Here is a 23196-nt window from a genome sequence, read left to right as displayed (position 1 = left end):
GCAACCGGAAACCAGAACTCAGTACCAGTTCGCAATTTTCACTTCGGTCTCCGCAGCAACCATTTTTGCAAACTCTACCGGGTCTTGCGTACCATCCTCGCGCCCACGGAAATGGTAGGGGTACACAAAGGACGGCTTGAACGCTGACACCGCCGCCGCAGCGGCCGCTGCATCCATAGTAAAAGGCAGGTTCATGCACACGAATGCCAGATCAATATTCTCCAACGCGCGCATCTCTGGCGTGCCTTCGGTATCGCCCGAGATATAGACCCTGAAGTCTGGCAGGTTCAGGATATAGCCGTTGTCGCGCCCCATCGGGTGGAACTTCATGCGCTCTGGCGTGGTGTTATAGGCCGGAATCGCCTCGATGCTCAGCTCCTTGAACATCGCGGCTTCGCCATTGGCGACCATGCTTGCCTTGGCTTTCAACGCCTCGGGCAACATCTCGTAAACGGCGGGATTCGTGATGATCTGTGTGTTTTCACCCACCACAGCGGCAAGCGTATCTGCGTTGTAATGGTCCCCGTGTTCATGGGTGATCAAAACCAGATCGGGGGTCGCAAAATCGGCATAGTTTGCGGCGTCGCCTACCGGATCATTATAGATCACGCCAATCGGCGTCTCCATCACAAAGGACGCGTGATCGACCGGGTGCACTGTGATATCGCCACCCTGAGTCGGAAAGGTGTTGCCGCCATGGGCGGCGGCCTGCGCGGCATAGGGCAGCATGGTAATCACACCAACGGTGGCGGCAGAAGTGGTTAGAAATGTACGTCTGGACTGTGTCATTGGAACCTCCTGTTAAACTACAACCTCAGATAGCCCGCGCCGCATCCATTTCAATTTCGAAATCAATCACACCGCCGCTATCGGTCGTCCCCGTTTGTTTCAGGCGCGTCTAACGGATCTTCCTCGAGGGATGCTTGCGCGGCAGCGGTGACGGCTTTGCGTTCCTGATCGCTTAGATCATCCACCTTGCCGTCGGCCAAACGCACGGTGACCTCGCGGTGGGCAAAACGTATGCCTTCGCGCTCAAACAGGGATCGGATTTCTTCGTAGACGCGTTTGCGGATCAGCCATTGATCCCCCGGTTTGGTCATAAACTTCACCCGGATGATCATCGCGGAATCCTGCATTTCAATCACGCCTTGTGATTTCAACGGTTGGATAAAGTTGTCGCCAATCACCGGATCATCCAGCAGTTCCACACCAAGCTTCTTGATTAGCTTACGCACCTTCTCCACATCGGTGTCATAGGTCACGCGCAGGGGCAGTTTCATAATCACCCAGTCGCGGGAATAGTTGGTCATCACCTGCAACTCGCCGAACGGAATAGTATGCAGTGGCCCCAGATGGTGGCGCAGTTGAAAGGACCGGACCGAAATTTTTTCAACGGTGCCTTTGACCCCGCCAACGTCCAGATATTCCCCCTTGCGGAACGCATCATCGAATAGGAAGAACGCGCCCGCAAAGATGTCGCGCACCAGCGCCTGAGACCCAAACCCAACCGCGACGCCCACAATACCGGCACCCGCAAACAGGGGGCCGACGTTGATGCCGAATTCCATCAGAACAATCAGCACGATGGTGACGACGACCACAATCAGGATAAAGTTCCGAAACAAAGGAAGCAGCGTGGCAAGGCGGCTGGCCGAGGATGCGCCGCTACCTTCATCGCCCAGCTCCGCTTCGGGCTGATCGCCTGCTTCGGCTTCGATTTTGGTATCAATCCAGATCCGGAACGCGTGGTAGATGATATAGCCGATAAAGATGATGACCATGACATCCAGCAGCCGATCGGCAACGCTTTCCACGATCTGCGCGCTTTCATTATCCCAGATGAAAAAGAACGCATAGGCCCCGGCCACAAATGCCAAAATGGCCGCGACCCGTCTGGCCAGCGCCTCAAAGGTGTTCAGCGTCCGGCGCGGCGCGATCTGTGCGCGGGCCTCTTCTTCAGCAGCAAACAAACGTTCTTCTTCTGTTATATCCGGCGCGCCATCACCCGTTTCAGTGCCAGGCCCCGCGCTGTCCGCAGCGTCATTGATACGTGCTTGTTCGCTGCGGATCTCGTTCAGCCGCCGCATGTGCCTCGCCCTTGCGAAACCGCGTTCAATGGCAAAGTTGATGACCCCGTAGACCACAATAATCGAGACCAGAATGCCGTAGGCACCCGCAATCAGCGGGATGGAGCTAGGGTTGGCCAGCACCAAATCATAGGTCAGCTCGACCCATGCGAACAGGACATAGACGATAACGACAGGGGCCCAAACCTTCGACAGGATCCGTGCGACAAAACTGACTTCTTCCACCGGTCTGCCGTGGCGCAGCGCGTTCGAGATCGCCCGCCTGTTCACCAACACCATCAGGATATTGGCCAATACGATTGCCGCGGAAAGCAGCGAGGATATAAATGCATAAACGTCGTAGTTCAGGCCCAATTCGCCGATCCACAGGCCAAAAAGAATGGCGCATGTATCGAAGCTGGCCAAAATCCACAGCCAGCGGTGCAGCCGTCTTGCATCTTTGTCACTAAACACCGGGATGCGATATTGCGACAGGAAGGGGGACAGGATCATCCGCCACAGCACCGCAAAGAACCGGCACACGAAATAGCCGATATTAATCAGCGTGACGGTGAATTGCATCGCCGTATCTTCGAGGGCACCAAACAAAAGCGCGCCCAACAGATAGGCCACGACCATCGATACCAGAATACCCAGAATGCCCATGAGAAAGCGGAACACCAGAAATGGCATTTTCTCGCCATAGCCGACCGGGTTTTCCATAACGCGCGAGGTGACAAATTGCCGTGCAAAATATCTGGCGAAAACCTGTAGTTCGACAATCGCGCCAACGGCAAACAGCCCCAGCGAATACAGCAACGCCTTGCCAAAGGCCCACAAGGTTCCGTCGGGGCTGGCCGCACGCAAGATATAAAGAACTTCGTTAATCGCATCCGGCAATTGAATGATACGTTGGATCAGGGCATTGCGAAAACCGTTCGTGCGCTCTTGGAGCGCCATGAGCGCGGAATGCTGCTGCTCAACGTCGATTTCACCATCCGCCGCCGCATCAGGTGATGTGGGCATGGCATTTGACTGGTTCAGCAGGTTGCCGTTGGCGTCGATGACCACCACGCCAACGCCATTTTCAGCGGCCTGCTTCATGATCTCTGCCACGCGGGCATCGTCGTCGTTCGTGTCAGATTTTACTGTGGGGAACAGGGTTTGCAGCCCTTGCGCATCCCCCTGACCAGCAAAAGGGATCAAAAATAATGACAGCAAAAATACTGAAATAATGTGCCGCATATTGCCTCGCTGTCGCTAAAATACCTCAAACGACGCTAAGCCAGCGCCGCGGCCATTGCAATTGCGCCATATGGAACTAACTCGCGGTCTCGGGCCCGGATGGCCTGTTCGCGTGCCCGAACGCATTCAAACGTGCCAATCGCGCAAAGTAATGTTAACTATTCTTAACGCGTTGGCGTCACAGACCCTGACAAAGGAACCCATATGATCAGCCCTGTTTGCCGCCGTGATCCCGGCACATACCTCTGCAGGCTGCATCCGCTGAAAAGTTGAGCATAAACCCGAGCAGTTTTGCCCCCATCGGCAAAGTTGTTTTTGACATTTCCGGGGTCTTTCGCAACACAGGACGTGACCTGTGCCGCAAGGCTTCCAGACCAAGTTAGGACCGGCGCATGAACCAATCGCCCACCAGACCAAGCCGCAACGGGCAGTCTTCGCACCGCATCATGTTCTACAGCCATGATACGTTCGGGCTGGGCCATTTACGCAGGTCCCGGGCTTTGGCGACGGCGCTGACCCAAGGTGATGAAACCGCATCAGCGATTATTCTGACAGGATCGCCCGTTGCCGGGCGCTTTACCTTTCCCGAACGCGTTGACCACATCCGCCTTCCTGGTGTGACCAAGCTGGCCGATGGCAGCTATGTGTCGCAAACCTTGGGGCTGGATATTGACGAAATCACAGCGCTGCGGTCCGGGCTGATCAAAACCGCGATCGAGAAATACGAACCCGATCTGTTGATCGTCGATAAAGAGCCATCAGGCTTTCGCGGCGAGCTGCTGCCCAGCCTTGAATGGCTGCGTGACCACGGCACGACAAAAACCGTTCTGGGCCTGCGCGATGTCTTGGACGAACCTACGGTGCTGGCCGCCGAATGGTCGCGCAAAAACGCCGTTGAGGCGACGGAAGAATTCTATGATGAAATCTGGGTCTATGGGGATCATGACATCTATGATCCGACCAAGGGTTTGGCCCTATCGGATGAAACCCGCAGCCGGATGCACTGGACCGGATACCTGCGCCGCGAAACCACCGACGAGGTTGACCTGCCGGAACACCCTTATGTTTTGATCACGCCCGGTGGCGGCGGCGATGGTGCCGCGATGGTATCGCTGGTGCTTGAGGCCTATGAAAAAGACCCAGATCTGGCCCCGAATGCCGTTCTAATCTATGGCCCCTTCCTGTCCGGCGACACCCGCGAGGCGTTTGACGCACGAGTGGAGAAACTGAACGGACGGGTCACTGCCGTCGGGTTTGACAGCCGGATCGAGGCGCTGTTCGTCGGTGCAGAGGGCGTCGTTTGTATGGGCGGCTACAACACCTTTTGCGAGGTGCTGTCCTTTGACAAACGTGCCGTGATCGTACCGCGCACCGTGCCCCGGCTTGAGCAATGGATCCGGGCCAGCCGCGCCGAAGAATTGGGCCTTGTGCGGATGCTGGATGAAAACCGCGACGGCATGACCGCGGATGCGATGATCGCCGCGATACGACACCTGCCGCATCAAAACAAACCGTCGCAAGCCGGATCAGACGGTATTCTGGACGGGCTGAAAGTGGTCATTGAACGTGGCACCGCGCTGATGGATGCCGCGAAATGACCGACGCGCCCCTTGCCATTGTTGTCAAAGGCTGGCCGCGCCTGTCAGAGACCTTTATCGCGCAAGAGCTTGTCGCACTTGAGGAAGCTGGCCTGCGCTTTGACATCTGGTCGCTGCGCCACCCGACAGACACGAAAACCCACCCGCTGCATGACCGTCTAAACGCCAAGGTTCGGTATCTGCCCGAATATCTCCGCGACGATCCGGCCCGCGTTTCAGCGGGCCGCGAAGCCGCACAATCTATGCCGGGCTACGGCGAAGCACTTGACGCCTTTGAACGGGATCTGGCCCGCGACGACACGCCCAACCGTCGCCGCCGTTTTGGTCAGGCCTGTGTCATGGCGCATGAGCTTCCCGCAGACACCCGCGGCATCTATGCCCATTTTCTGCACACGCCATCCTCGGTCGCCCGCTATGCCGCGATCCTGCGCGGCCTACCGTGGAGCTTTTCCGCCCATGCCAAGGATATCTGGACATCGCCCGAGTGGGAATTGCGCGAAAAGCTGAACCCGGCGACGTATGGTGCCGCATTTGGGGCCACATGCACAGCGTTCGGGGCGGAACATCTGCGCGATCTGGCCGCCGATCCTAGCCGGATTGATCTGGTGTATCACGGCCTTGATCTGTCGCGTTTTCCCGACGCGCCCGCCCGCGAACAGCGCGGCACAACAGACACCTTCCAAATGATGTCTGTCGGCCGCATGGTTGAAAAGAAGGGGTTCGATAACCTGATCGATGCGCTCGCGCTTTTGCCCAAAACGCTGGATTGGCACTGGACCCATATCGGCGGCGGCACATTGTCGGACGCGATGAAAGCCCGCGCCCAAGACCACGGCATCAACGACCGGATGACATGGCGCGGTGCTTGCGACCAGCCCGAAGTGATTGCCGAAATGCGCAAGGCCGATCTTTTTGTGCTGCCCTCGCGGATCGCCAAGGACGGCGATCGCGACGGTTTGCCCAATGTGTTGATGGAAGCCGCAAGCCAAAAGCTGCCCATCCTGAGCACGCCTGTGTCAGCGATCCCCGAATTTATCGACAGCGGCACCAGCGGTATTCTAAGCGACGATGCCCCCGCCGCATTAGCGCAAGCGATGCAAGATTTCGCCGCCGATCCAGAACTGGGCCCGCGCCTTGCCGAAGCCGGGCACAAGCGTCTGCATGCCGAATTCACCATGGCCCCCGGCATTCGCCAGCTTCACAAGCGGCTTGGGGCGATGCTGGCGCGCTCGGTCTGATGCATCTTGGGTTTTACGCGCCCCTGAAGGCACCAGATCATCCCACCCCGTCAGGGGATCGCGCGATGGCACGGGCGTTGATTGCAGCGTTAGAATATGGCGGAGCGACTGTCACTTTGGCCAGCACCCTACGATCCCGCGACGGAACGGGGGATAGTGCATTACAGACCCGGCTTCTCGATCAGGCGCAGGGTGAAATTGCCCGCTTTTCCCAGCTTGGGCGGGCCGAGGGCTGGCAGGCGTGGGTTACATATCACAACTACTACAAAGCACCTGATCTGATCGGGCCATCCGTCGCGCGCCATTTGGGCATTCCCTATCTGCTGATCGAAGCATCCCGCGCGCGCAAACGTCTGATCGGCCCGTGGGCGCGTTTTGCCAAAGCTACTGAAACCGCCAGCGACGCCGCTGATGTGATATTTTATTTCACCCATCGTGACGCCGAAACGCTGGAACGCGACCGCGCCGGTGCCCAGCAGTTAATTCACCTGCCTCCGTTCTTGATGCGCAGCAGCGTGGATGCGGCGGCAGCGCCAGACGGCCACATGCTTGCTGTTGGGATGCTGCGGGAGGGCGACAAGCTCGCCTCGTATAAAATCATCGCCGATACATTGGCGCAACTGCCTGACACCGGCTGGTCGCTACGCATTGCGGGCGACGGAGCCGCGCGCGCGCGCGTCGAAGCGTTGATGGCCCCCTTTGGTCCTGCGGTGCAGTTCTTGGGTCAGTTAGACGCCGACGCATTGGCCGATGTCTACCGCACCTCGTCGCTGTTGTTCTGGCCCGGCGTGAACGAAGCCTTTGGTCTGGCCTATCTTGAGGGGCAGGCCGCGGGCTTGCCCGTGGTGGCGCAAGACCGGCCCGGTGTGCGTGACGTGCTGGCCCCCGGTGACTATCCCGATCCCGCAGGAGGCATCCCGCCCCTCGCCGCTCGTTTGCAGAAGTTGCTATCTGACTCGGAGCTAAGACATCGTCTGGGGCGTAAAGCCCAAGACCATGTAGCCGCCCATCACCTTTTGCCTGCGGCCTCGGCCACGCTGTTTTCGGGCCTCGCGAAATGCGGAGTATACCGATGATCCAGCTTGCCCTTTTGCGTCATGGCCATACGGACTGGAACCGCGCAGGGCGCATCCAAGGGCGGACCGATATTCCGCTGGATGATGATGCGCGCGCGCAACTGGCGGGGCTGGGCCTGCCAGCGCCTTGGAACGGTGCCGATCTGCTGTCCAGCCCACTGTCCCGTGCTGTTCAAACCGCCGAATTGGTCGCAGACAAACCGCCTCAAACCAGCGCCTCCTTGATGGAAATGGACTGGGGTCGCTGGGAAGGCCTCCGCGGCGTTGACCTGAAAGCGGACCCGTCGAGCGGGTTTCGGGACATCGAATATTGGGGCTGGGATTTCACGCCGCCCGGCGGTGAAAGCCCGGCCGATCTGCGCGTCCGGTTGATCCCGTGGGCCAATGGCCTGCCCCGTGATACGGTTGCCGTGTGCCATATTGGCGTCATGCGGGTGTTGCTCGCCCATGCGATGGGATGGGATTTCAAGGGCGATCCCCCCTTTCAGGTCAAACGGAACCGCCTATATCTAGTCCAGATCGACCCCGCCGGATGGCAGGCATCTCCCGACCAAATCCGACTGGAACCCCGCGTATGAAAGTTTGCATCGTCGTCACGCATCTGCTGGGCACAGGCCATCTTGCCCGCGCCCTGACACTGGGTCGTGCCTATCGCGACGCTGGCCACGAAACTATTGTGGTCTCGGGGGGGATGCCCGCGCCGCAACTGCGCCGCGATGATGTAGAAGTTGTCCAGCTTCCGCCGCTTCGGTCCGATGGGGTGAACTTTGCGCGTCTGCTGGATGGCGATGGTACGGAGGCTGATGCCGCCCTGTTTGACACCCGAACAAGGATGCTAATCGACACGGTGCAATCGCAGGAACCTGACGTTCTGATCACCGAACTGTTCCCCTTTGGCAGACGTATCCTAAGGGCCGAATTCACCGCCCTATTGAATGCGGCGCAGGACCTGCCGCGCCGTCCCCTGATCTGTGCGTCAGTGCGCGACATCCTCGCGCCCCCCTCCAAACCCGCCAAAGCGGCCCTTGCCGATGATCTGATCGCTCAGTTCTATAACGCCGTGCTGGTCCATTCGGATGCGGAGCTCGCCCCCCTGTCGCTTAGCTGGCCGGTGTCGGACGCCTTGGCAGGCAAGCTGCGCTATACCGGATATGTGGCCCCCCCCGCCGCCGCACCGCATGTGGATGGGTTGGGCAGCGGCGAAATCCTCGTCAGCGCAGGCGGCGGCGACGTCGGCCAGCATGTGTTTGATACCGCCCTTACGGCGGCAAAATTGGACCCCGAAAAACGGCAATGGCGGTTTTTGCTGGGCGGCCAAGATGCCGCAGAGCGCAGCGCCGATCTGATGCGCAGCGCGCCCGCAAATGTCACCGTTGAGCCCGCACGGCCCGAGTTCCGGCAGATGCTCTATCACGCCGCCGCGTCTGTATCGTTGTGCGGGTACAACACCGCTTTGGACATCCTGCAAAGCGGTACGCATGCAGTGTTCATCCCCTTTGATGCGGGCAGCGAGGTGGAACAAGGGCTGCGCGCGGATGCATTGGCACAGATGGATGGTATTGCGGTTCTGAGGAACGCGGACCTGTCTGCGGATACATTGCTGAATGACGTGACTGCCGTGCTGAACGCCCCGCGACGGGCACCGCGAACAAAGGGTTTTGATGGCGCAGCTCAAACCGTGCAAATCACCCGTGACATGCGCGAGACCCAAACATGCGGATAGATTGGGCCCCTCTGATGGCTGAGCTGTCCATATGGCGTGCAGAGCAACGCCAACTGCCGATATGGTGGCGCGATGACGATGCAATTGAACCGACCCCGGCGCTGGATCGACTGACCAAAATGGCCGAAACACTGCACCTGCCTGTCCATCTGGCGGTGATCCCAAAACACGCGCAAGACACCTTGCCAACGTTCTGCGCCAATCATGAAACTGTCGTGCCGCTTGTCCATGGCTGGCAGCACATCAGCCACGCCCCCGACGGGCAGAAGAAAGCCGAGTTTGGCCATCCTCGCGACACCGCCCTAGCCGACGCGGAACGTGCACTGACCCGGATGAACGCGCTTTTTGGCAAAGATTTCCTGCCGATGTTTGTCCCGCCTTGGAACCGTGTGGGCGCATCCTTGCTGCCCGAGCTCGCGCCCTTAGGGTATACTGCACTGTCCACGTATCTGCCGCGCCAATCTCAATGGGCAGCGCCCGGCCTTGCGCAGATCAACACCCATATTGATCCGATATTCTGGCGCGGCGGGCGCGGCCTTGTGCCGCCAGACGACATGATCGCGCATATCGTGCAGCTGTTGCAGGACCGTAGACAGGGGATCACCGATGCGAGCGAACCCATGGGGTTTCTCACCCATCATCTGGTGCACGATCAAGATATCTGGGATTTCACGCAAAGCTGCCTTGCCACATTGTTGGACGGCGGTGCGATGGCGGCGGATCTAAGGACGGTGTTGGCCTAGCGTGACGGGGCAAAGGATGGGAGCAGCCCACGTGCAATCCTTTGTTTACCAAGATCAAACAATATCAAAACATGAGCAAATACCGCCGGATGTACGTGCCGGGAGGCACCTATTTCTTCACCGTTAACTTGTCCGACCGCGGATCAGACCTGCTGGTCCGCGAAATTGACCTTTTACGCTCCGCCTATGCGTCGGTCGTGGCGGAATACCCCCTGACCTGCGACGCACTGGTCGTGCTGCCGGACCACATACATGCAGTGTGGACATTGCCTGACGGAGACGCTGATTTCTCTGTTCGCTGGAAGAAGATCAAATCGACCTTTTCGCGGCACTGCCCACAACCTGAATATGTCAGCGCCAGCAAGCAGCGCAAAGGGGAGTGCGGCATCTGGCAGCGGCGGTTTTGGGAGCATTGCATCCGGGACGAAGCAGATTTCGCCGCCCATGTCGAATATTGCCATTGGAACCCCGTGAAACACGGGCTTGTCGAGCGACCGGAAGAATGGCCATATTCAACGGTCCATCGGGAAATCAGGCGTGGCGAGTATATAACGTAGGGTGGGTGAAACCCACGCGTTGCGCACGGTTGAGGGGGAGTGACGCGTGGGTTTTACCCACCCTACGGGTACCAAATAATCCGTTCTAGCCGTCCATCTTCAAGGCGCTAATAAACGCTTCCTGCGGGATATCCACCTTACCAAACTGGCGCATCTTCTTTTTACCGGCTTTCTGCTTGTCCAGCAGCTTCCGTTTCCGAGACGCATCCCCGCCGTAACATTTCGCCGTCACGTCCTTGCGCATCGCGCTCAGGGTCTCGCGGGCTATGACTTTGCCACCGATGGCCGCTTGGATCGGGATTTTGAACATGTGGCGCGGGATCAGGTCTTTCAGCTTTTCGACCATCGCACGGCCGCGCATTTCGGCGCGGTCGCGGTGCACCATCGTTGACAGTGCATCAACCGGTTCGTCGTTAACAAGGATCGACATTTTCACCAGCGCGTCTTCGCGGTAGCCAATCATCTGATAATCAAAGGACGCATAGCCCTTGGTCACCGATTTCAGACGGTCATAGAAGTCAAACACCACTTCGTTCAGTGGCAGGTCATAGACCACCATCGCGCGGCTGCCCGCATAGGTCAGGTCCAGCTGGATACCACGGCGGTCCTGACACAGTTTCAAAACGTCACCCAGATAGTCATCGGGCACAAGGATCGTCGCCTTGATGCGCGGTTCCTCAATGTGGTCCACGAACGTCAGGTCGACCATGTCCGCAGGGTTGTGCAACTGCGTAACGGTGCCGTCTTTCATGTGGATGTCATAGATCACCGACGGGGCCGTAGTGATCAGGTCAATGTCATATTCGCGCTCGATCCGGTCGCGGATGACTTCGAGGTGCAGCAGCCCCAAGAAACCGCAGCGAAAGCCAAAGCCAAGTGCCGCGGAGGTTTCCATCTCGAAACTAAAGCTCGCGTCGTTCAACGCCAGCTTTTCAATGCTGTCGCGCAGATCTTCGAACAGTGCGGCGTCCACAGGGAACAGGCCACAGAAAACAACCGGCTGCGACGGCTTAAAGCCCGGCAGCGGGGTCTCGCAGCCCTTTTTCTCGTGGGTGATGGTGTCGCCGACCCGCGTGTCGCGGACCTGTTTGATCGACGCGGTCAGGAACCCGATATCCCCTGGCCCTAGCACATCAATTGTCGTCATCGCGGGGCGGAATACGCCAATGCGGTCAACGTGATGCACGGACCCGTTTTGCATCATCCGAATGCGGTCGCCCTTTTTCAGCTGACCGTCCATGATCCGGACCAGAACGATCACGCCCAAATAGCTGTCGTACCAACTGTCCACCAGCATCGCCTTGAGCGGCGCATCCAGCGTGCCCTTGGGGGCAGGCAAACGGTGCACGACGGCTTCAAGCGTGTCGATGATCCCTTCGCCGGTTTTGGCCGATACGCGGATCGCCTCGGACGCATCAATGCCGATCACGTCTTCGATCTGTTCGGCGACGCGGTCGCAATCGGTGGCGGGCAGGTCGATCTTGTTCAGGACCGGCACGATCTCGTGATCCGCGTCCAGCGCGTGATAGACATTGGCCAATGTCTGCGCTTCAACGCCTTGGGTGCTGTCGACAACCAACAGCGATCCCTCAACCGCGCGCATGGACCGTGACACCTCATAGGCGAAATCCACGTGGCCGGGGGTGTCGATCAGGTTGAGAACGTAATTCTCGCCATTCAACGCAGTGTAATCGATCCGCACGGTTTGTGCTTTGATCGTGATGCCGCGTTCGCGTTCGATGTCCATGCTGTCTAGCATTTGCTCTTTCATATCGCGCAAGGCGACTGTGTTCGTCTCTTGGATAAGACGATCAGCGAGCGTGGACTTACCATGGTCGATATGCGCGACGATGGAGAAATTGCGGATGTGTGAAAGTGCTGTCATGGATAGGGATATGGTGCGGTTTTAAGCGCTGGTCAATGGGTCCGATTGCCTGTTGTCCATGATGAATAAGCGCTATTTCAGGGAGCATGGGCCATTTGCCGCGCAATATGCTTGGTTGCGGCCTGCTGAATTCAAGTGCCCGGATCGGGAAGCACCCATGCAAATTCCGCATATCACCCAAAAAATGCTTTAAAAACATAGGCTGCACGCGTTCTCACTTTTGCTTGAGTAGAGCCTTCGTGCAACAGTCGGATTTAGTTCGCCTACCTTATGGTTTTAAGCGCCACATCTCCTTCCTAGATTTGAGTTCTCTAATGGCCCGCGACGGCGTGGGCCGGGTGAAAAAGGAACTCAGAGATGAAGATCAAACAACAGCTTGCACCTGTCGCGGCCGCTGCCTTCGGCCTATCGTTTGTACCTGCGCTGGCACAGGCCCAATCCGCAGGGCCCGTTTGGGACTTTTACGGGCAATTGAACATGGGCGTTGTCAGCGTTGATGACGGTGTAGACAGTAATTCTGCCTTCACGGACAACGACAATTCCAACAGCCGCATCGGCCTGTCTATGACGCAGGCCATGCAAAACGGATCCGAGCTTAAGCTGACCTTTGAGACCGGCTTGGGTCTGACGGGTTCGTCCAGCATAAACGGCACCGATGACGACTTTGACGCCGAATACCACCGGACTGAACTGCGCAAATTTGATCTGGCGTATAAGACACCAACCATGGGGACGTTCTCCTTGGGTCAGGGCAGCACGTCAACTGACGGCTCCGCTGAGGCTGATTTCTCGGGCACTGGTGTGGCCGCATATGTTGGCATCAGCGACATCGCAGGCAGCCAATCCTTACGTTTTGCCGATGGCACGCTTTCGACCGTAAACATTGGTAACACGAACGGCTCTTTCGACGGCAGCCGCCGCCTGCGCGTTCGGTATGACACACCCGTCTATAGCGGCTTCTCGGCGTCGGTATCCGCTGGCCAAGAAGTCCTGAAATCGGGTGACGATAACGATTACTACGATGTGGGCACACGCTATGCTACGGATTATGGTGATTATAAGATCGACACGCGTTTGGGCTACTCCTTCCGCGACAGCACCAATGATCTAGTCATGGGCTCTGCCGCTGTTCTGCACGCGCCAACCGGTCTGAACCTTGCTGTGTCAGCGGGCCGTCAAGTCGCGGGTGACGCTGATTATGCCTATATCAAAGCAGGTCTGACACGCGATTACTGGGCCATCGGCTCGACATCATTGTCGATCGATTACTACGACGGCAACGACTTTACCGTCGCAGGGTCCGACACCTCGTCTGTGGGTGTTGCGGTTGTTCAGCGTCTTGATGAATACAATACTGAACTTTACGCGACTTACCGCACCTATGAATTCGACAGTGCTTCTGCGTCTTACCAAGACATGGATGTCACATTCGTCGGTGCCCGCTGGAAGTTCTAAACGGCAGCCATATCAACGCCTTTGCCCGATACCAATGGGCAAAGGCAGCTCAATTTGCGTTATCGTGAATTGCCCAACCGCAGATTATGCGGCATAGTTCGCCCAAGCAGATGGCGCAGCAAACGGGATCAACCCGGCGCGCCGAAGACGAGGCGATAGATGTTACGAATTTTTACGATGATTTGCGCGTTATCCGCATTGGCCGCTTGTGGCGGGGGGCGCGGCTATAACCCCGGTGGCGGCTATCGCAGCGCACCTGTTTTATTCGCGACGGGTCCGATCCAATCGGCCTGTATGTCTGCGGGGCGTAAACAGGCCAGCCGGTCGCGCTGTGGCTGCATCCAAGCCGTTGCAGATCGTTCGCTTTCCCCGTCCGAGCAACGGCGCGGCGTTCAGGTATTCAAAGACCCCCACACCCTGCAAGAGGCCCGCCAGTCGGACAGCGCAAGTGACAACGCGTTCTGGAGTACATGGAAAGCGTTTGGAAACACCGCCGAGACCTTGTGCAGCGCCGCCTGACATCCCGGCAGAGACGATCCTACAAAAATGTTCAGATTTGCGGGCGGGTCGGTTCTCCGAAACGCTCGATCAGCCGTTCTTTGATCTGATCGCGGGCGGCGCGGTATTGCACCATCTTGGCCTCGCGGGTTTCGCCCAGTCCGGTGGGGTCAAGGATGGGCCAGTATTCAACGGTCAAATGATAATACCGCGTCAGTTCCAACGCGCGGCGCTGGCTGGCTGGGCTGAGAGCAATGACCAGATCAAAGGAACTAAGGTCGTCACCCCAATTTTCCATTTCGTCAAAACTGCGCGACCGGTGGCGCGATAGCTCCACGTCCAGTTCCTGACAAACGGCGATGGAAAAGCCGTCAATCTCAAGATCATTCATGACGCCAACGGACTGGACATAGGTGCCCGTGCCGTAAAACTTTTTCATCAATCCTTCGGCCATGGGGGACCGCACTGCGTTGTGATCGCAGCAAAACAGCACCGATTGGGGCAGTTTTTCGTCCATTTATCCGCCGTAATGCAAGACGCAGATCAGGGTGAAAAGACGCCGCGCCGTGTCTGTGTCAATCTCGGCTTTGCCTTCAAGACGTTCCTGTAATACCCGCGAACCTTCATTGTGGATACCGCGGCGGGCCATATCAATCGTCTCGATCTGCGCGGGGGCGGATTTTTTGACCGCCTCGAAATAGGATTCGCAAATCTGGAAATAGTCTTTAACGACCTGACGGAACGGCCCCAGCGACAGATGAAACTCGGCCGCCTTTTCATCTTGTTCCGTGTTCACATCAAACACCAGCCGCTTATCGCGGATGGACAACCCTAGATGATACGGCCCTTGCGGCACATCCCGGTCACCCCTGTTGGGCAGGGTGAACACGTTGTCCTCAAGCAGATCAAACATCGCGACCTTGCGTTCTTGTTCGATCTCAGGCGTGGGCGGTGGCAGGTTTGCGTCGTCAAGCGCGATATGCGTAATCCGAGACATGGGCTTCTCAATTCATTCTTTGGTTCGGGCGACCATAGGCCGCGCGATAAGGTTGTTCAATCTTGGTCGCCGCGTCACTCGTTCAGCTTAGCCAAACGGGCCGTGACGGACAGGCCATGCGCCTCAAGGCTTTCAGAGCGCGCGAGCCGCTCCGCTGACGGCCCGATTGCACGCAATGCTTGGGGGGACATGCGGGCAAGGGTCGTGCGTTTCATGAAATCAAGCACGGACAGACCTGATGAAAACCGCGCCGAACGTGCGGTGGGCAGAACGTGGTTCGGACCGCCGATATAATCACCGATAGCTTCGGGCGTCCATTGGCCAAGGAAAATCGCGCCAGCATGGGTAATCTGCGCGCTCAGCGCATCCACATCCGCGACGCATAGCTCAAGGTGTTCAGGGGCGATCCGATTGCTAAGCGCGGCAGCGACCGCAACATCAGGTACCGTGATGATCGCGCCGTTATCGCGCCAGCTTGCCCCGGCGATCTTGCGCCGCTCAAGCGTTTCGAGACGTTTTTCGACAGCCACTGCAACAGCCTGACCAAAGGCGGCGTCGGTGGTGACGAGAATGGACTGCGCGCTTTCGTCATGTTCGGCCTGCGACAACAGATCAAGGGCGATCCAGTCGGGGTCATTATCGGCGTCCGCAATCACAAGGATCTCCGAAGGTCCTGCGATCATGTCGATGCCGACCTTACCGAATACACGGCGCTTGGCCGCTGCGACAAACGCGTTACCCGGACCGGTGATTTTATCCACCGGCGGAATGGTTGCGGTGCCGTATGCCAAGGCGGCGACCGCCTGAGCCCCGCCAATGCGGTAGATTTCATCGACACCAGCGATACGAGCGGCAAGCAACACAAGCGGGTTAAGGACGCCATCAGGTGTCGGCACCACCATGGCCAGACGTTCTACCCCAGCAACCTTGGCCGGGATCGCGTTCATCAACACCGACGACGGATAACTGGCAAGCCCACCCGGCACATAAAGCCCGGCCGCAGAAACCGCTGTCCAGCGCCATCCCAAAGTCGCGCCAGCCTCATCCGTCCATTCAGCATCTTCAGGCAGTTGGCGGGCGTGATAATCACGAATGCGGGTGGCGGCCATTTCCAACGCAGCGCGGTCTTCCTGTGATACCTGCGCCACGGCGGCATCAACTTCGGCGGTTGTGATGCGAAGGGTTTCGGGCGTCGGCGCGATGCGGTCGAATTTCTGGGTCAACGCGATCACCGCCGCATCCCCGTTCTCGCGAACCTGCGCGATGATATCTGCAACGGTATCGTCAACATCCGTGCTTTCTTCGCGCTTGGCAGATAGCAGGGCTGTAAACGCCGCTTCGAAATCAGGCTGTGAATAGTCTAGAAACTGGGGCATTTAAGATCCCTTTCAGCCATGTGCCCTATTATGGGCGGGGCGATGCAAGGTGATGTTGAATTTGGATATTTAAGAGCCAGAGAAGCGGATCAGACCGGATGTTCCGGCAACTTACGTGAAGGTGCGACATAGGGCTTGGTCACGTCTTTTAGGGTGACCTCGAGCGCTTCGACGCGAAGCCGGATCGCGCCATCACCGGCAAGGGTCAAAAGCACGTCGCCCGACGGCGCATCGGTTTCATTGAATTCGATATCGAGCAACGACAGGATCATATCACTGTCGCCCTTGGTCACACCTTGGGTCGATACGCGCTGAACATTGTTGAACATCAAGACCGATTGAACACGTTCAGGTGCATGGCGTGTTTTACCTTCGTCTTCCCAGCGAACACGGTTCAAAAGCAGCGCGAACCGCGCGCCTTTTTGATGCCAGCGCATTTCGGAAGCCGGAAAAACCGCGTCTTGGGTCAAGGAGGAGATCACCTTGAGATCATCGGCATCCAAAACGCCAAGGTTCAACGGTGCCTCGCGGCCGTCTTCGAAACGTGCGTCCTGGGTCATTATTCTTTGATCCGTTCAATATTTGCGCCCACGCCGCGCAGTTTGGTCACCACATGTTCGTATCCGCGATCCAGATGATAGACCCGGCTGACTTTGGTTTCGCCCTCGGCCGCCATCGCCGCAAGGATCAGCGATACAGAGGCGCGCAAATCTGTCGCCATGACAGGCGCGCCTTTCAATTTCTTGACACCGTTTACAGTTGCCGTGCCGCCGTGGACCTCGATATCGGCCCCCATGCGGATCAGTTCGGGCGCGTGCATAAAGCGGTTCTCGAAAATCTTTTCTTCCAGCACTGAGGTGCCTTCGGCTGTACAAAGCAGTGCCATCATCTGCGCCTGCAGATCGGTGGGAAAACCGGGGAACGGTTCGGTCGTCACATCAACCGCCTGTATCCTGCCGTTGCGGCGCGCCACTTTCAGGCCCTTGTCAGTCTCTGTCACGTCGATCCCCGCGGCGTCCAGTTTTTCACAAAACGCCTGCAGCAGGTTGATGCGACCGCCCAGCAATTCAACCTCGCCACCACAAATGGCAGGGGCCAGCATATACGTGCCCAGCTCGATCCGGTCGGTCACGACGCGGTGTGTGGCGGCGTGCAGGCGCTCAACGCCCTGAATTTCGATGCGGCTGGTGCCGTCACCTTCGATTTGTGCGCCCATGGCACGCAGGCAATCGGCAAGATCGACAATCTCGGGCTCGCGGGCAGCGTTGTTGATGACGGTTGTGCCTTTGGCCAACGTCGCGGCCATCATGATGTTCTCTGTCGCGCCCACGGATGCAAACGGGAAATCGATCACTGCGCCTTTGAGTTTACCACCCTCGGCCTTGGCATGCAGATAGCCGTCACGCAGATCGATCTGCGCGCCCATCAGCATCAGGCCGTCGGTGTGAATATCCATCGGGCGGGCACCAATGGCGCAACCGCCGGGCAACGATACTTCCGCATGGCCTTCGCGTGCAAGCAACGGACCAAGCACAAGGTTGGATGCCCGCATTTTGCGCACGATATCATATTCGGCGCGGGTGTTGATGTCGCCGTGGCACGACATCGCCAGCACGCGGCCATCTTGCATCGACGTGACTTCGGCCCCAAGCGAGCGCAACAATTCGGTCATGGTGCGAATGTCGGACAGGCGGGGCGCATTGGTCAGCGTCAGGGGTTCTTCTGACAAAAGACAGGCAGGCATCAACGTCAGACACGCGTTTTTGGCCCCTGCGATTGGAATTTGTCCCGACAGCGCACCGCCGCCTTTGACCACAATCGAATCCATCGTTCAGCCTTCCGTGTCTTGGCCAGGTTGGCCGTTGCCTGTCTTGGTCTCTGCCTTGCGTGCGCGTGCTTGCGCCTTGCGCCGGCCCATATTTGCCTTCAGCGCCGCCTTAAGCCGATCTTCGCGGATGGCTTTGGCGTTCTTGGGCTTTTGAGGGGCGGTACCTTGTGACATGTCGATTGTCTAGCGCAGCGGGCAGTCAGGGTCTAGATAGCCCTTGCACCATATTGCGAATGCGTCTAATCAGCCGCCATTCGTGCTGGAGTAGCTCAGTGGTAGAGCGCGTCATTGGTAATGACGAGGTCGGGAGTTCAATCCTCCCCTTCAGCACCATTTCCCCAACATCGGCTGTTTCCCTCTTATACCTTTGAATTTATGGGTATCTCGAGCCTTTAGTGCCATTTAGCCATCGTTGGATGGGCCGCATTTCAATAATATGGCCCAAGCGAATCTGCGCGGGGGTGCGTATCTCATGGATGCATTAAACTGCCACCACCGATAGATTTGGTGCCCAATGCGGGCAGCACGTGCAGGCCCTGCACAAAATTTTATTGATCCATGCCGATATGCCGTCATTATCCTTTTAACGAGGAGAAACCATGCCGCATCCACTGACGCTCGACGCCGTAGAAACCCTGGCCCATGACACATTGATCGCAGCGGGGGCAACGGATGCCGCTGCGGGTTCGGTTGCGCGGTCCACCCGCCTTGCCGAGCGTGACGGCATACGCAGCCACGGCTTACTGTATCTGCCGATCTACGCCGAGCATCTGCGGTGCGGCAAGGTATCGATAACCGCCAGTCCCAGCGTGACCACCCCGCGCCCCGGTGCCGTGCGGGTGGATGCGGATCACGGGTTTGCCCATGCTGCGATCGATGCGGGTTGGGACGGCTTTACAGCAGCCGCAAGGACGAATGGCATCGCGGCGATGAGCATTCACAATTCGTATAATTGCGGTGTGTTGGGACATCACGCGGAACGCCTTGCCCAAGACGGGTTGATCGGGCTTTGCTTTACCCATGCGCCGGCGTCGATTGCCCCGCCCGGCGGCAGCAAGCCCGTTGTGGGGACCAATCCTTTTTCTATCGCAGTGCCCGATGGCGCTGGCGGTGCGATGCTGGTGATTGACCAATCCGCGAGTGCTATCGCCAAATCCGAGATTCTGCTGCGCAGCCGCGAGGGTAAAGCGATTGAACCCGGTTGGGCGCTGGATTCCGATGGCAACGAAACATTGGATGCGGATGCCGCCCTTGCCGGTTCCATGATGCCCTCGGGCGGGTACAAGGGGTTCGGTGTCGGTCTATTGGTCGAAATTCTGGCCGCAGCGTTATCAGGTGCGAACCTAAGCGCCGAGGCCAGCCCCTTTTCCGGCACACAAGGCGGGCCGCCCGGCACAGGACAGTTCTTTATCGCGATTGATCCGACAAGCTTTGGCGGGGACGGGTTTCACGCATCAATGCTGCGTCTAGCGACGTCGATCACGGATCAGGACGGTGCCCGCCTGCCCGGCCAACGCCGCGCCGACAACCGCACCCGGATTGAGATCGAAGGGGTCAGCGTTGATGATGCCTTGCTGGCGCGGATCAAAGCCGCCGGAGCGCCCGCCACATGAGCCCGGTCATTGACGGGCTGCAATATGCGAACTGGTCGGAAAAGATATTCCGCGAAATGCGCGCGGGCGGTGTTGATGCTGTGCATGCCACGATCACCTATCACGAGAATTTTCGCGAAACGGTGCTGAATATCGAAGCGTGGAACCGGCATTTTGAACGCCATCCCGATCTGATCTTTCAGGGATTTACTGCCGACGATATCACTTTGGCGCGTGGAACCGGGCGTACCGCGATATTCTTTGGGTCGCAAAACCCGTCCTGCATCGAAGACGACATTGGACTGGTCGAGGTGCTGCACCGTCTTGGCCTGCGCTTTATGCAACTGACCTATAACAACCAATCCCTGCTGGCGACCGGTTGTTATGAGGATGACGATACAGGGCTGACCCGCATGGGCCGTGAAGTCGTTGCGGAAATGAACCGCGTCGGGCTGGTCGTCGACATGAGCCATTCTGGCGAGCGATCTACGCTCGAGGCGATTGACCATTCCACCCGCCCTATTGCCATCACCCACGCCAACCCAGCCGCGTGGCACGCGGCGTTGCGCAACAAGTCCGATACCGTCTTGCGGGCCTTGACGGGCACAGGGGGCATGTTGGGCTTTTCGATCTACCCGCATCACCTGAAAAATGGTGGTGCCTGCACGCTGAATGAATTTTGCGAAATGATCGCACGCGCCGCAGATCGCTATGGCGTCGAGAGTTTGGGGATCGGGTCTGATCTATGTCAGGATCAACCCGACAGCATCGTTGAATGGATGCGCACGGGGCGCTGGACCAAACGTATCGACTATGGCGAGGGCAGCGCGGATGCGCCGGGGTTTCCGCCCATGCCGGACTGGTTCAATGGCAACGCCGATATGGCCAACCTGACCACTGGCCTGCGCGATATCGGTTTTTCCAAGGATGACACCGCCGCGCTGATGGGCGGCAACTGGGCAAGGTTTTTCCGCGATAGTTTTGGCAGGGCTGTATGACCCGCGCGCCGCTGTCCCCTGCCCGGACGGCGGCGATGTTCCGCCGTGATCCGGTGCAGGTCATGCAGTTGGCGCGCCTCGGTCTTGCCCATCCGACGCGGCTGTCATTTCTGCGTATCCTGCTGCGCCGGATGCAACGCGAAAACTGGCGCTTTGATCGACCCCTATTTGATATTGACGCGAATGGTGTGGGCCGTGCGGTTTACCGCGCCATCGGCTCCGAGCGCACCTATAGTCTGGTTGCCTTTGCCCATGATCTGCCTGCCGATCTACGCTCGGACCGGGTGATTGCCACCGCATGGGATGCGACCTTTGCCTTGCATGACGGGACACCCGATGCGGCTGACCTAGGCCGGCTGGCGGCAAATGTACCGCTGCAAGAGGCCGGGCGCGTGACGCAAAAAGAGCTGACCCTAAGCCGGGCAAACCGGTCGGTGCGGTTGTTCGATCACGTCGTCCAATGTCTGTCCGAGGGTCGCCAGCCTGATTCAGATGATTTGGCCGCGACGGGCTATCTGATGCGAACCACAGCGGTTTACGGTTCGGGGAAATTCGGAGCAGCTACCCATCGCAGCCTGAGTGAGCGAGCCGAAACTGCCGCGCCATTCCAAGCGGAAATGCTAACGGTCTGGCTGATCCGCGCCTTTACCGTTGATTTGGTCAACCACATGGCGCGGGATCGCGGCGGGGCGATGGCTGTTCCGCTTGCTGACGGCCTGCGGCGCATCCTTGGGGTGGGGAATTCAACCGGCCTTGGCATGGCACCGTTTCTTGTGCGCCACCCGATATTGCTAAACAATTGGATGATGGTGCGCGAAGAGGCCCTTGCCCGCGTGCGGGCGCAACAAGCGGCGATGTCCGACACGGTTGAACGCTTTGGTCTGGCGCTGATGGCCGCGCAAGAAAACGCGGCTGTCTGGACAAGTGCGCACCCGCTTCAACAAGACCGACTGACGACCTTGCGTTCGGGGCTTGACCAGATCGCGGCCTACGCCGAAACCGGCTGGGATCGGCGGGCAGAGTATCCGTGGGACGCGCTGTGGCATTGGGGCCAAACGCATCTGGAAACGGAGGCGCAGGAAGCGCTTTTGTCGCTTATGCTTGAGCCGCATGGCCATCTGATCGACGGGCTCGAAGATTGTCTGAGCGAGGATGAAGCGGCAGCATTTGCGATTGACGGAAGCCAACAGATTGGCGCGTTGAAAACGATGTTGGCGAGAAACTATGATTGGGCGCTTGAGGTCGATTATACTGACCACAAGGCATCTGGGCGGTTTTGGTACGTGTCCGAAGACAAGCTTGAACCCCGGTTGGGTGAGCGGTTCGATGAACCGGGCAACGACCGCGAGCTACCGCTTGATATCGGGCGGCAAGCGGCAGCGCTGCACGAAACGCTAGAGAGTTTCCCCGCTACGGCCCCTATCGCCGAGCTGCTGTTGGCGCATCCCGAACACCGGTCCATAGTGCGCCGGGTGCAGTTGACAGCCGCGCGCCCCTTCGCCGAAATCCGCGACAACCTGATTGATGCGAACATGCTGCCCATCGATATGCTGCGTTGCAAGCTGGCCTGTTTCGGCGCGTCACGCTTTGACCCCAGATCCGACCGTTGGGTGCGTATCAGCCTGTTTCAAAACGCGCCCTACCCCGATGATCTGCATGTGGGGCCTGACCTTTGACCAAGGCGGATCAAACGCAGTTGACGATGCCCGAGATCAACGCCTTGTGTCTGCGGGCCGCGCGCGGTGCGGGGCTGGGTTGGGGCATGGCCGAAGACTGCGCTCATGCCGCGACCTGGTTAGCTGCACGTGATTTTGATTGGGCAGACACCGTTTTGTATCAGCTTGAAACATCAGGTGGGCGGCAGTTTACGCCCAAGGTGCGCCGATGGGATACAGTTACCCCCGCCTGCGCGTTGCACGTTGGCGTGGCGTTTTCGGATTTTGCAACATTGCCAGAGGGGCCGGGATCTGATGGCGTATGCGTCGGGCAGGTAAGCGGGCCCTTGATGATAGTGCCGTTCGCGGCACGGGCATCGGCGGTGCTGGGTACAGCCCTAGAGATCACCTTGGACGGTGCGCCGTGGCTGCATCTGTCGGGTGATAACCTTCGAATTCAGGGCATCGGATTGATGGAAACAAGGATTGCAGAGGTGTCTGTGACCCCTGCCCCTCTCGATCCCACGCCTCCCACACAAGCAGCTTTGCAAAGCGCGACCATATCTCGCCACCACTTATCTCGTCTGGACGAATTGGCGTTGAAAATGACGGTGCCGTCATCGGCAACATCGGCCAAAGGGGCCGGCGCTGATGATGACTAGTTGG

Annotated in this window: 22 protein-coding genes and 1 tRNA gene; 14 read left to right on the top strand and 9 right to left on the bottom strand. The window is 58.4% G+C overall.

The features are described 5' to 3' along the window. Window positions 1–18: 18 nt before the first annotated feature. Both BM347_RS13560 and BM347_RS13555 read right to left on the bottom strand, forming a co-directional pair. Entirely contained in the window at window positions 19–789 is a 771-nt protein-coding gene (locus BM347_RS13560; protein WP_093916985.1) for an MBL fold metallo-hydrolase, read from the bottom strand. Window positions 790–866: 77 nt separating this feature from the next. After that, a complete protein-coding gene (locus tag BM347_RS13555) occupies window positions 867–3311 on the bottom strand; it encodes a mechanosensitive ion channel family protein (protein ID WP_093916984.1) in 2445 nt (814 codons plus the stop codon). 392 nt (window positions 3312–3703) lie between these two features. Between BM347_RS13555 and BM347_RS13550 the strand changes: the two genes are divergently transcribed. The 7 genes from BM347_RS13550 (at window position 3704) to BM347_RS13520 (ending at window position 10246) form a co-directional block, all read left to right on the top strand. Continuing rightward, a complete protein-coding gene (locus tag BM347_RS13550) occupies window positions 3704–4909 on the top strand; it encodes a glycosyltransferase family protein (RefSeq protein ID WP_093916983.1) in 1206 nt (401 codons plus the stop codon). Next, on the top strand, window positions 4906–6147 hold the full coding sequence (locus tag BM347_RS13545; RefSeq protein ID WP_093916982.1) for a glycosyltransferase family 4 protein: 1242 nt from the start codon (window positions 4906–4908) through the stop codon (window positions 6145–6147). Before BM347_RS13550 ends, BM347_RS13545 begins: the two co-directional genes overlap by 4 nt. A 65-nt stretch (window positions 6148–6212) precedes the next feature. Further along, window positions 6213–7223, top strand: a complete 1011-nt coding sequence (locus tag BM347_RS13540; protein ID WP_093917092.1) for a glycosyltransferase family 4 protein — start codon at window positions 6213–6215, stop codon at window positions 7221–7223. Then, a complete protein-coding gene (locus tag BM347_RS13535; RefSeq protein ID WP_093916981.1) occupies window positions 7220–7801 on the top strand; it encodes a histidine phosphatase family protein in 582 nt (193 codons plus the stop codon). The genes BM347_RS13540 and BM347_RS13535 overlap by 4 nt, the downstream gene beginning before the upstream one ends. Further along, window positions 7798–8946, top strand: coding sequence for a glycosyltransferase family protein (locus BM347_RS13530; protein ID WP_093916980.1), 1149 nt, complete (start codon window positions 7798–7800; stop codon window positions 8944–8946). The genes BM347_RS13535 and BM347_RS13530 overlap by 4 nt, the downstream gene beginning before the upstream one ends. 14 nt (window positions 8947–8960) lie before the next feature. Further along, a complete protein-coding gene (locus BM347_RS13525; protein ID WP_342742189.1) occupies window positions 8961–9689 on the top strand; it encodes a polysaccharide deacetylase family protein in 729 nt (242 codons plus the stop codon). Window positions 9690–9760: 71 nt separating this feature from the next. Further along, window positions 9761–10246, top strand: a complete 486-nt coding sequence (locus BM347_RS13520; protein ID WP_093916978.1) for an REP-associated tyrosine transposase — start codon at window positions 9761–9763, stop codon at window positions 10244–10246. A gap of 85 nt (window positions 10247–10331) precedes the next feature. Here BM347_RS13520 and lepA read toward each other — a convergent pair whose 3' ends face one another. Continuing rightward, window positions 10332–12131, bottom strand: a complete 1800-nt coding sequence (gene lepA, locus BM347_RS13515; protein WP_093916977.1) for a translation elongation factor 4 — start codon at window positions 12129–12131, stop codon at window positions 10332–10334. A gap of 357 nt (window positions 12132–12488) precedes the next feature. On the opposite strand from lepA, the gene BM347_RS13510 reads away from it, so the two are divergent. Further along, on the top strand, window positions 12489–13586 hold the full coding sequence (locus tag BM347_RS13510; RefSeq protein ID WP_093916976.1) for a porin: 1098 nt from the start codon (window positions 12489–12491) through the stop codon (window positions 13584–13586). Window positions 13587–13745: 159 nt separating this feature from the next. Further along, window positions 13746–14105 carry a hypothetical protein gene (locus tag BM347_RS13505; protein WP_245764274.1) on the top strand — a complete coding sequence of 120 codons (360 nt, stop codon included), beginning with the start codon at window positions 13746–13748 and terminating at the stop codon, window positions 14103–14105. A 31-nt stretch (window positions 14106–14136) separates the two neighbouring features. On the opposite strand, the gene BM347_RS13500 is transcribed toward BM347_RS13505, so the two are convergent. From BM347_RS13500 to BM347_RS17615, 6 genes are all read right to left on the bottom strand, one after another. After that, complete coding sequence (locus BM347_RS13500) at window positions 14137–14601, bottom strand: arsenate-mycothiol transferase ArsC (protein WP_093916974.1); 465 nt, start codon at window positions 14599–14601, stop codon at window positions 14137–14139. Next, complete coding sequence (locus BM347_RS13495; RefSeq protein ID WP_093916973.1) at window positions 14602–15081, bottom strand: UPF0262 family protein; 480 nt, start codon at window positions 15079–15081, stop codon at window positions 14602–14604. It lies immediately after the preceding gene. Between the two features lie 74 nt (window positions 15082–15155). After that, complete coding sequence (hisD, locus tag BM347_RS13490) at window positions 15156–16457, bottom strand: histidinol dehydrogenase (protein ID WP_093916972.1); 1302 nt, start codon at window positions 16455–16457, stop codon at window positions 15156–15158. A gap of 89 nt (window positions 16458–16546) precedes the next feature. Beyond that, window positions 16547–17017, bottom strand: a complete 471-nt coding sequence (locus BM347_RS13485; RefSeq protein ID WP_093916971.1) for a DUF2948 family protein — start codon at window positions 17015–17017, stop codon at window positions 16547–16549. Next, window positions 17017–18285: a UDP-N-acetylglucosamine 1-carboxyvinyltransferase gene (gene murA, locus BM347_RS13480; RefSeq protein WP_093916970.1), complete on the bottom strand. Its 1269-nt coding sequence runs from the start codon at window positions 18283–18285 to the stop codon at window positions 17017–17019. The genes BM347_RS13485 and murA overlap by 1 nt, the downstream gene beginning before the upstream one ends. Before the next feature lie 3 nt (window positions 18286–18288). Next, window positions 18289–18459 carry a hypothetical protein gene (locus BM347_RS17615; protein WP_175498575.1) on the bottom strand — a complete coding sequence of 57 codons (171 nt, stop codon included), beginning with the start codon at window positions 18457–18459 and terminating at the stop codon, window positions 18289–18291. Between the two features lie 84 nt (window positions 18460–18543). Here BM347_RS17615 and BM347_RS13475 point away from each other — a divergent pair. The 5 genes from BM347_RS13475 (at window position 18544) to BM347_RS13455 (ending at window position 23192) form a co-directional block, all read left to right on the top strand. Next, window positions 18544–18618 (top strand) — tRNA-Thr (locus BM347_RS13475). A 266-nt stretch (window positions 18619–18884) separates the two neighbouring features. Further along, complete coding sequence (locus tag BM347_RS13470) at window positions 18885–19898, top strand: Ldh family oxidoreductase (RefSeq protein WP_093916969.1); 1014 nt, start codon at window positions 18885–18887, stop codon at window positions 19896–19898. Then, window positions 19895–20875 carry a membrane dipeptidase gene (locus tag BM347_RS13465; RefSeq protein ID WP_093916968.1) on the top strand — a complete coding sequence of 327 codons (981 nt, stop codon included), beginning with the start codon at window positions 19895–19897 and terminating at the stop codon, window positions 20873–20875. Before BM347_RS13470 ends, BM347_RS13465 begins: the two co-directional genes overlap by 4 nt. After that, window positions 20872–22551, top strand: a complete 1680-nt coding sequence (locus tag BM347_RS13460; RefSeq protein ID WP_245764273.1) for a hypothetical protein — start codon at window positions 20872–20874, stop codon at window positions 22549–22551. Before BM347_RS13465 ends, BM347_RS13460 begins: the two co-directional genes overlap by 4 nt. 26 nt (window positions 22552–22577) lie before the next feature. Beyond that, window positions 22578–23192 (top strand): DUF3726 domain-containing protein, encoded by a 615-nt coding sequence (locus tag BM347_RS13455; RefSeq protein WP_093916967.1) that lies wholly within the window; start codon window positions 22578–22580, stop codon window positions 23190–23192. The last annotated feature ends 4 nt before the right edge of the window (window positions 23193–23196 follow it).

The sequence above is a fragment of the Sulfitobacter marinus genome, assembly GCF_900116285.1.
In the GTDB taxonomy this organism is placed as follows: Bacteria; Pseudomonadota; Alphaproteobacteria; order Rhodobacterales; family Rhodobacteraceae; genus Sulfitobacter; species Sulfitobacter marinus.
This window is presented reverse-complemented; position numbering and strand designations above follow the sequence as displayed.

Coding starts and splice junctions, on each gene's coding strand:
- BM347_RS13530 (WP_093916980.1), top strand. CDS start 7,798: ATGAAAGTTTGCATCGTCGTCACGCATCTGCTGGGCACAGGCCATCTT.
- hisD (WP_093916972.1), bottom strand. CDS start 16,457: ATGCCCCAGTTTCTAGACTATTCACAGCCTGATTTCGAAGCGGCGTTT.
- BM347_RS13545 (WP_093916982.1), top strand. CDS start 4,906: ATGACCGACGCGCCCCTTGCCATTGTTGTCAAAGGCTGGCCGCGCCTG.
- BM347_RS13525 (WP_342742189.1), top strand. CDS start 8,961: ATGGCTGAGCTGTCCATATGGCGTGCAGAGCAACGCCAACTGCCGATA.
- BM347_RS13535 (WP_093916981.1), top strand. CDS start 7,220: ATGATCCAGCTTGCCCTTTTGCGTCATGGCCATACGGACTGGAACCGC.
- BM347_RS13540 (WP_093917092.1), top strand. CDS start 6,213: ATGGCACGGGCGTTGATTGCAGCGTTAGAATATGGCGGAGCGACTGTC.
- BM347_RS13510 (WP_093916976.1), top strand. CDS start 12,489: ATGAAGATCAAACAACAGCTTGCACCTGTCGCGGCCGCTGCCTTCGGC.
- BM347_RS13460 (WP_245764273.1), top strand. CDS start 20,872: ATGACCCGCGCGCCGCTGTCCCCTGCCCGGACGGCGGCGATGTTCCGC.
- BM347_RS13495 (WP_093916973.1), bottom strand. CDS start 15,081: ATGTCTCGGATTACGCATATCGCGCTTGACGACGCAAACCTGCCACCG.
- BM347_RS17615 (WP_175498575.1), bottom strand. CDS start 18,459: ATGTCACAAGGTACCGCCCCTCAAAAGCCCAAGAACGCCAAAGCCATC.
- BM347_RS13500 (WP_093916974.1), bottom strand. CDS start 14,601: ATGGACGAAAAACTGCCCCAATCGGTGCTGTTTTGCTGCGATCACAAC.
- BM347_RS13560 (WP_093916985.1), bottom strand. CDS start 789: ATGACACAGTCCAGACGTACATTTCTAACCACTTCTGCCGCCACCGTT.
- BM347_RS13505 (WP_245764274.1), top strand. CDS start 13,746: ATGTTACGAATTTTTACGATGATTTGCGCGTTATCCGCATTGGCCGCT.
- BM347_RS13555 (WP_093916984.1), bottom strand. CDS start 3,311: ATGCGGCACATTATTTCAGTATTTTTGCTGTCATTATTTTTGATCCCT.
- BM347_RS13485 (WP_093916971.1), bottom strand. CDS start 17,017: ATGACCCAGGACGCACGTTTCGAAGACGGCCGCGAGGCACCGTTGAAC.
- BM347_RS13465 (WP_093916968.1), top strand. CDS start 19,895: ATGAGCCCGGTCATTGACGGGCTGCAATATGCGAACTGGTCGGAAAAG.
- BM347_RS13455 (WP_093916967.1), top strand. CDS start 22,578: ATGCCCGAGATCAACGCCTTGTGTCTGCGGGCCGCGCGCGGTGCGGGG.
- BM347_RS13550 (WP_093916983.1), top strand. CDS start 3,704: ATGAACCAATCGCCCACCAGACCAAGCCGCAACGGGCAGTCTTCGCAC.
- BM347_RS13520 (WP_093916978.1), top strand. CDS start 9,761: ATGAGCAAATACCGCCGGATGTACGTGCCGGGAGGCACCTATTTCTTC.
- lepA (WP_093916977.1), bottom strand. CDS start 12,131: ATGACAGCACTTTCACACATCCGCAATTTCTCCATCGTCGCGCATATC.
- murA (WP_093916970.1), bottom strand. CDS start 18,285: ATGGATTCGATTGTGGTCAAAGGCGGCGGTGCGCTGTCGGGACAAATT.
- BM347_RS13470 (WP_093916969.1), top strand. CDS start 18,885: ATGCCGCATCCACTGACGCTCGACGCCGTAGAAACCCTGGCCCATGAC.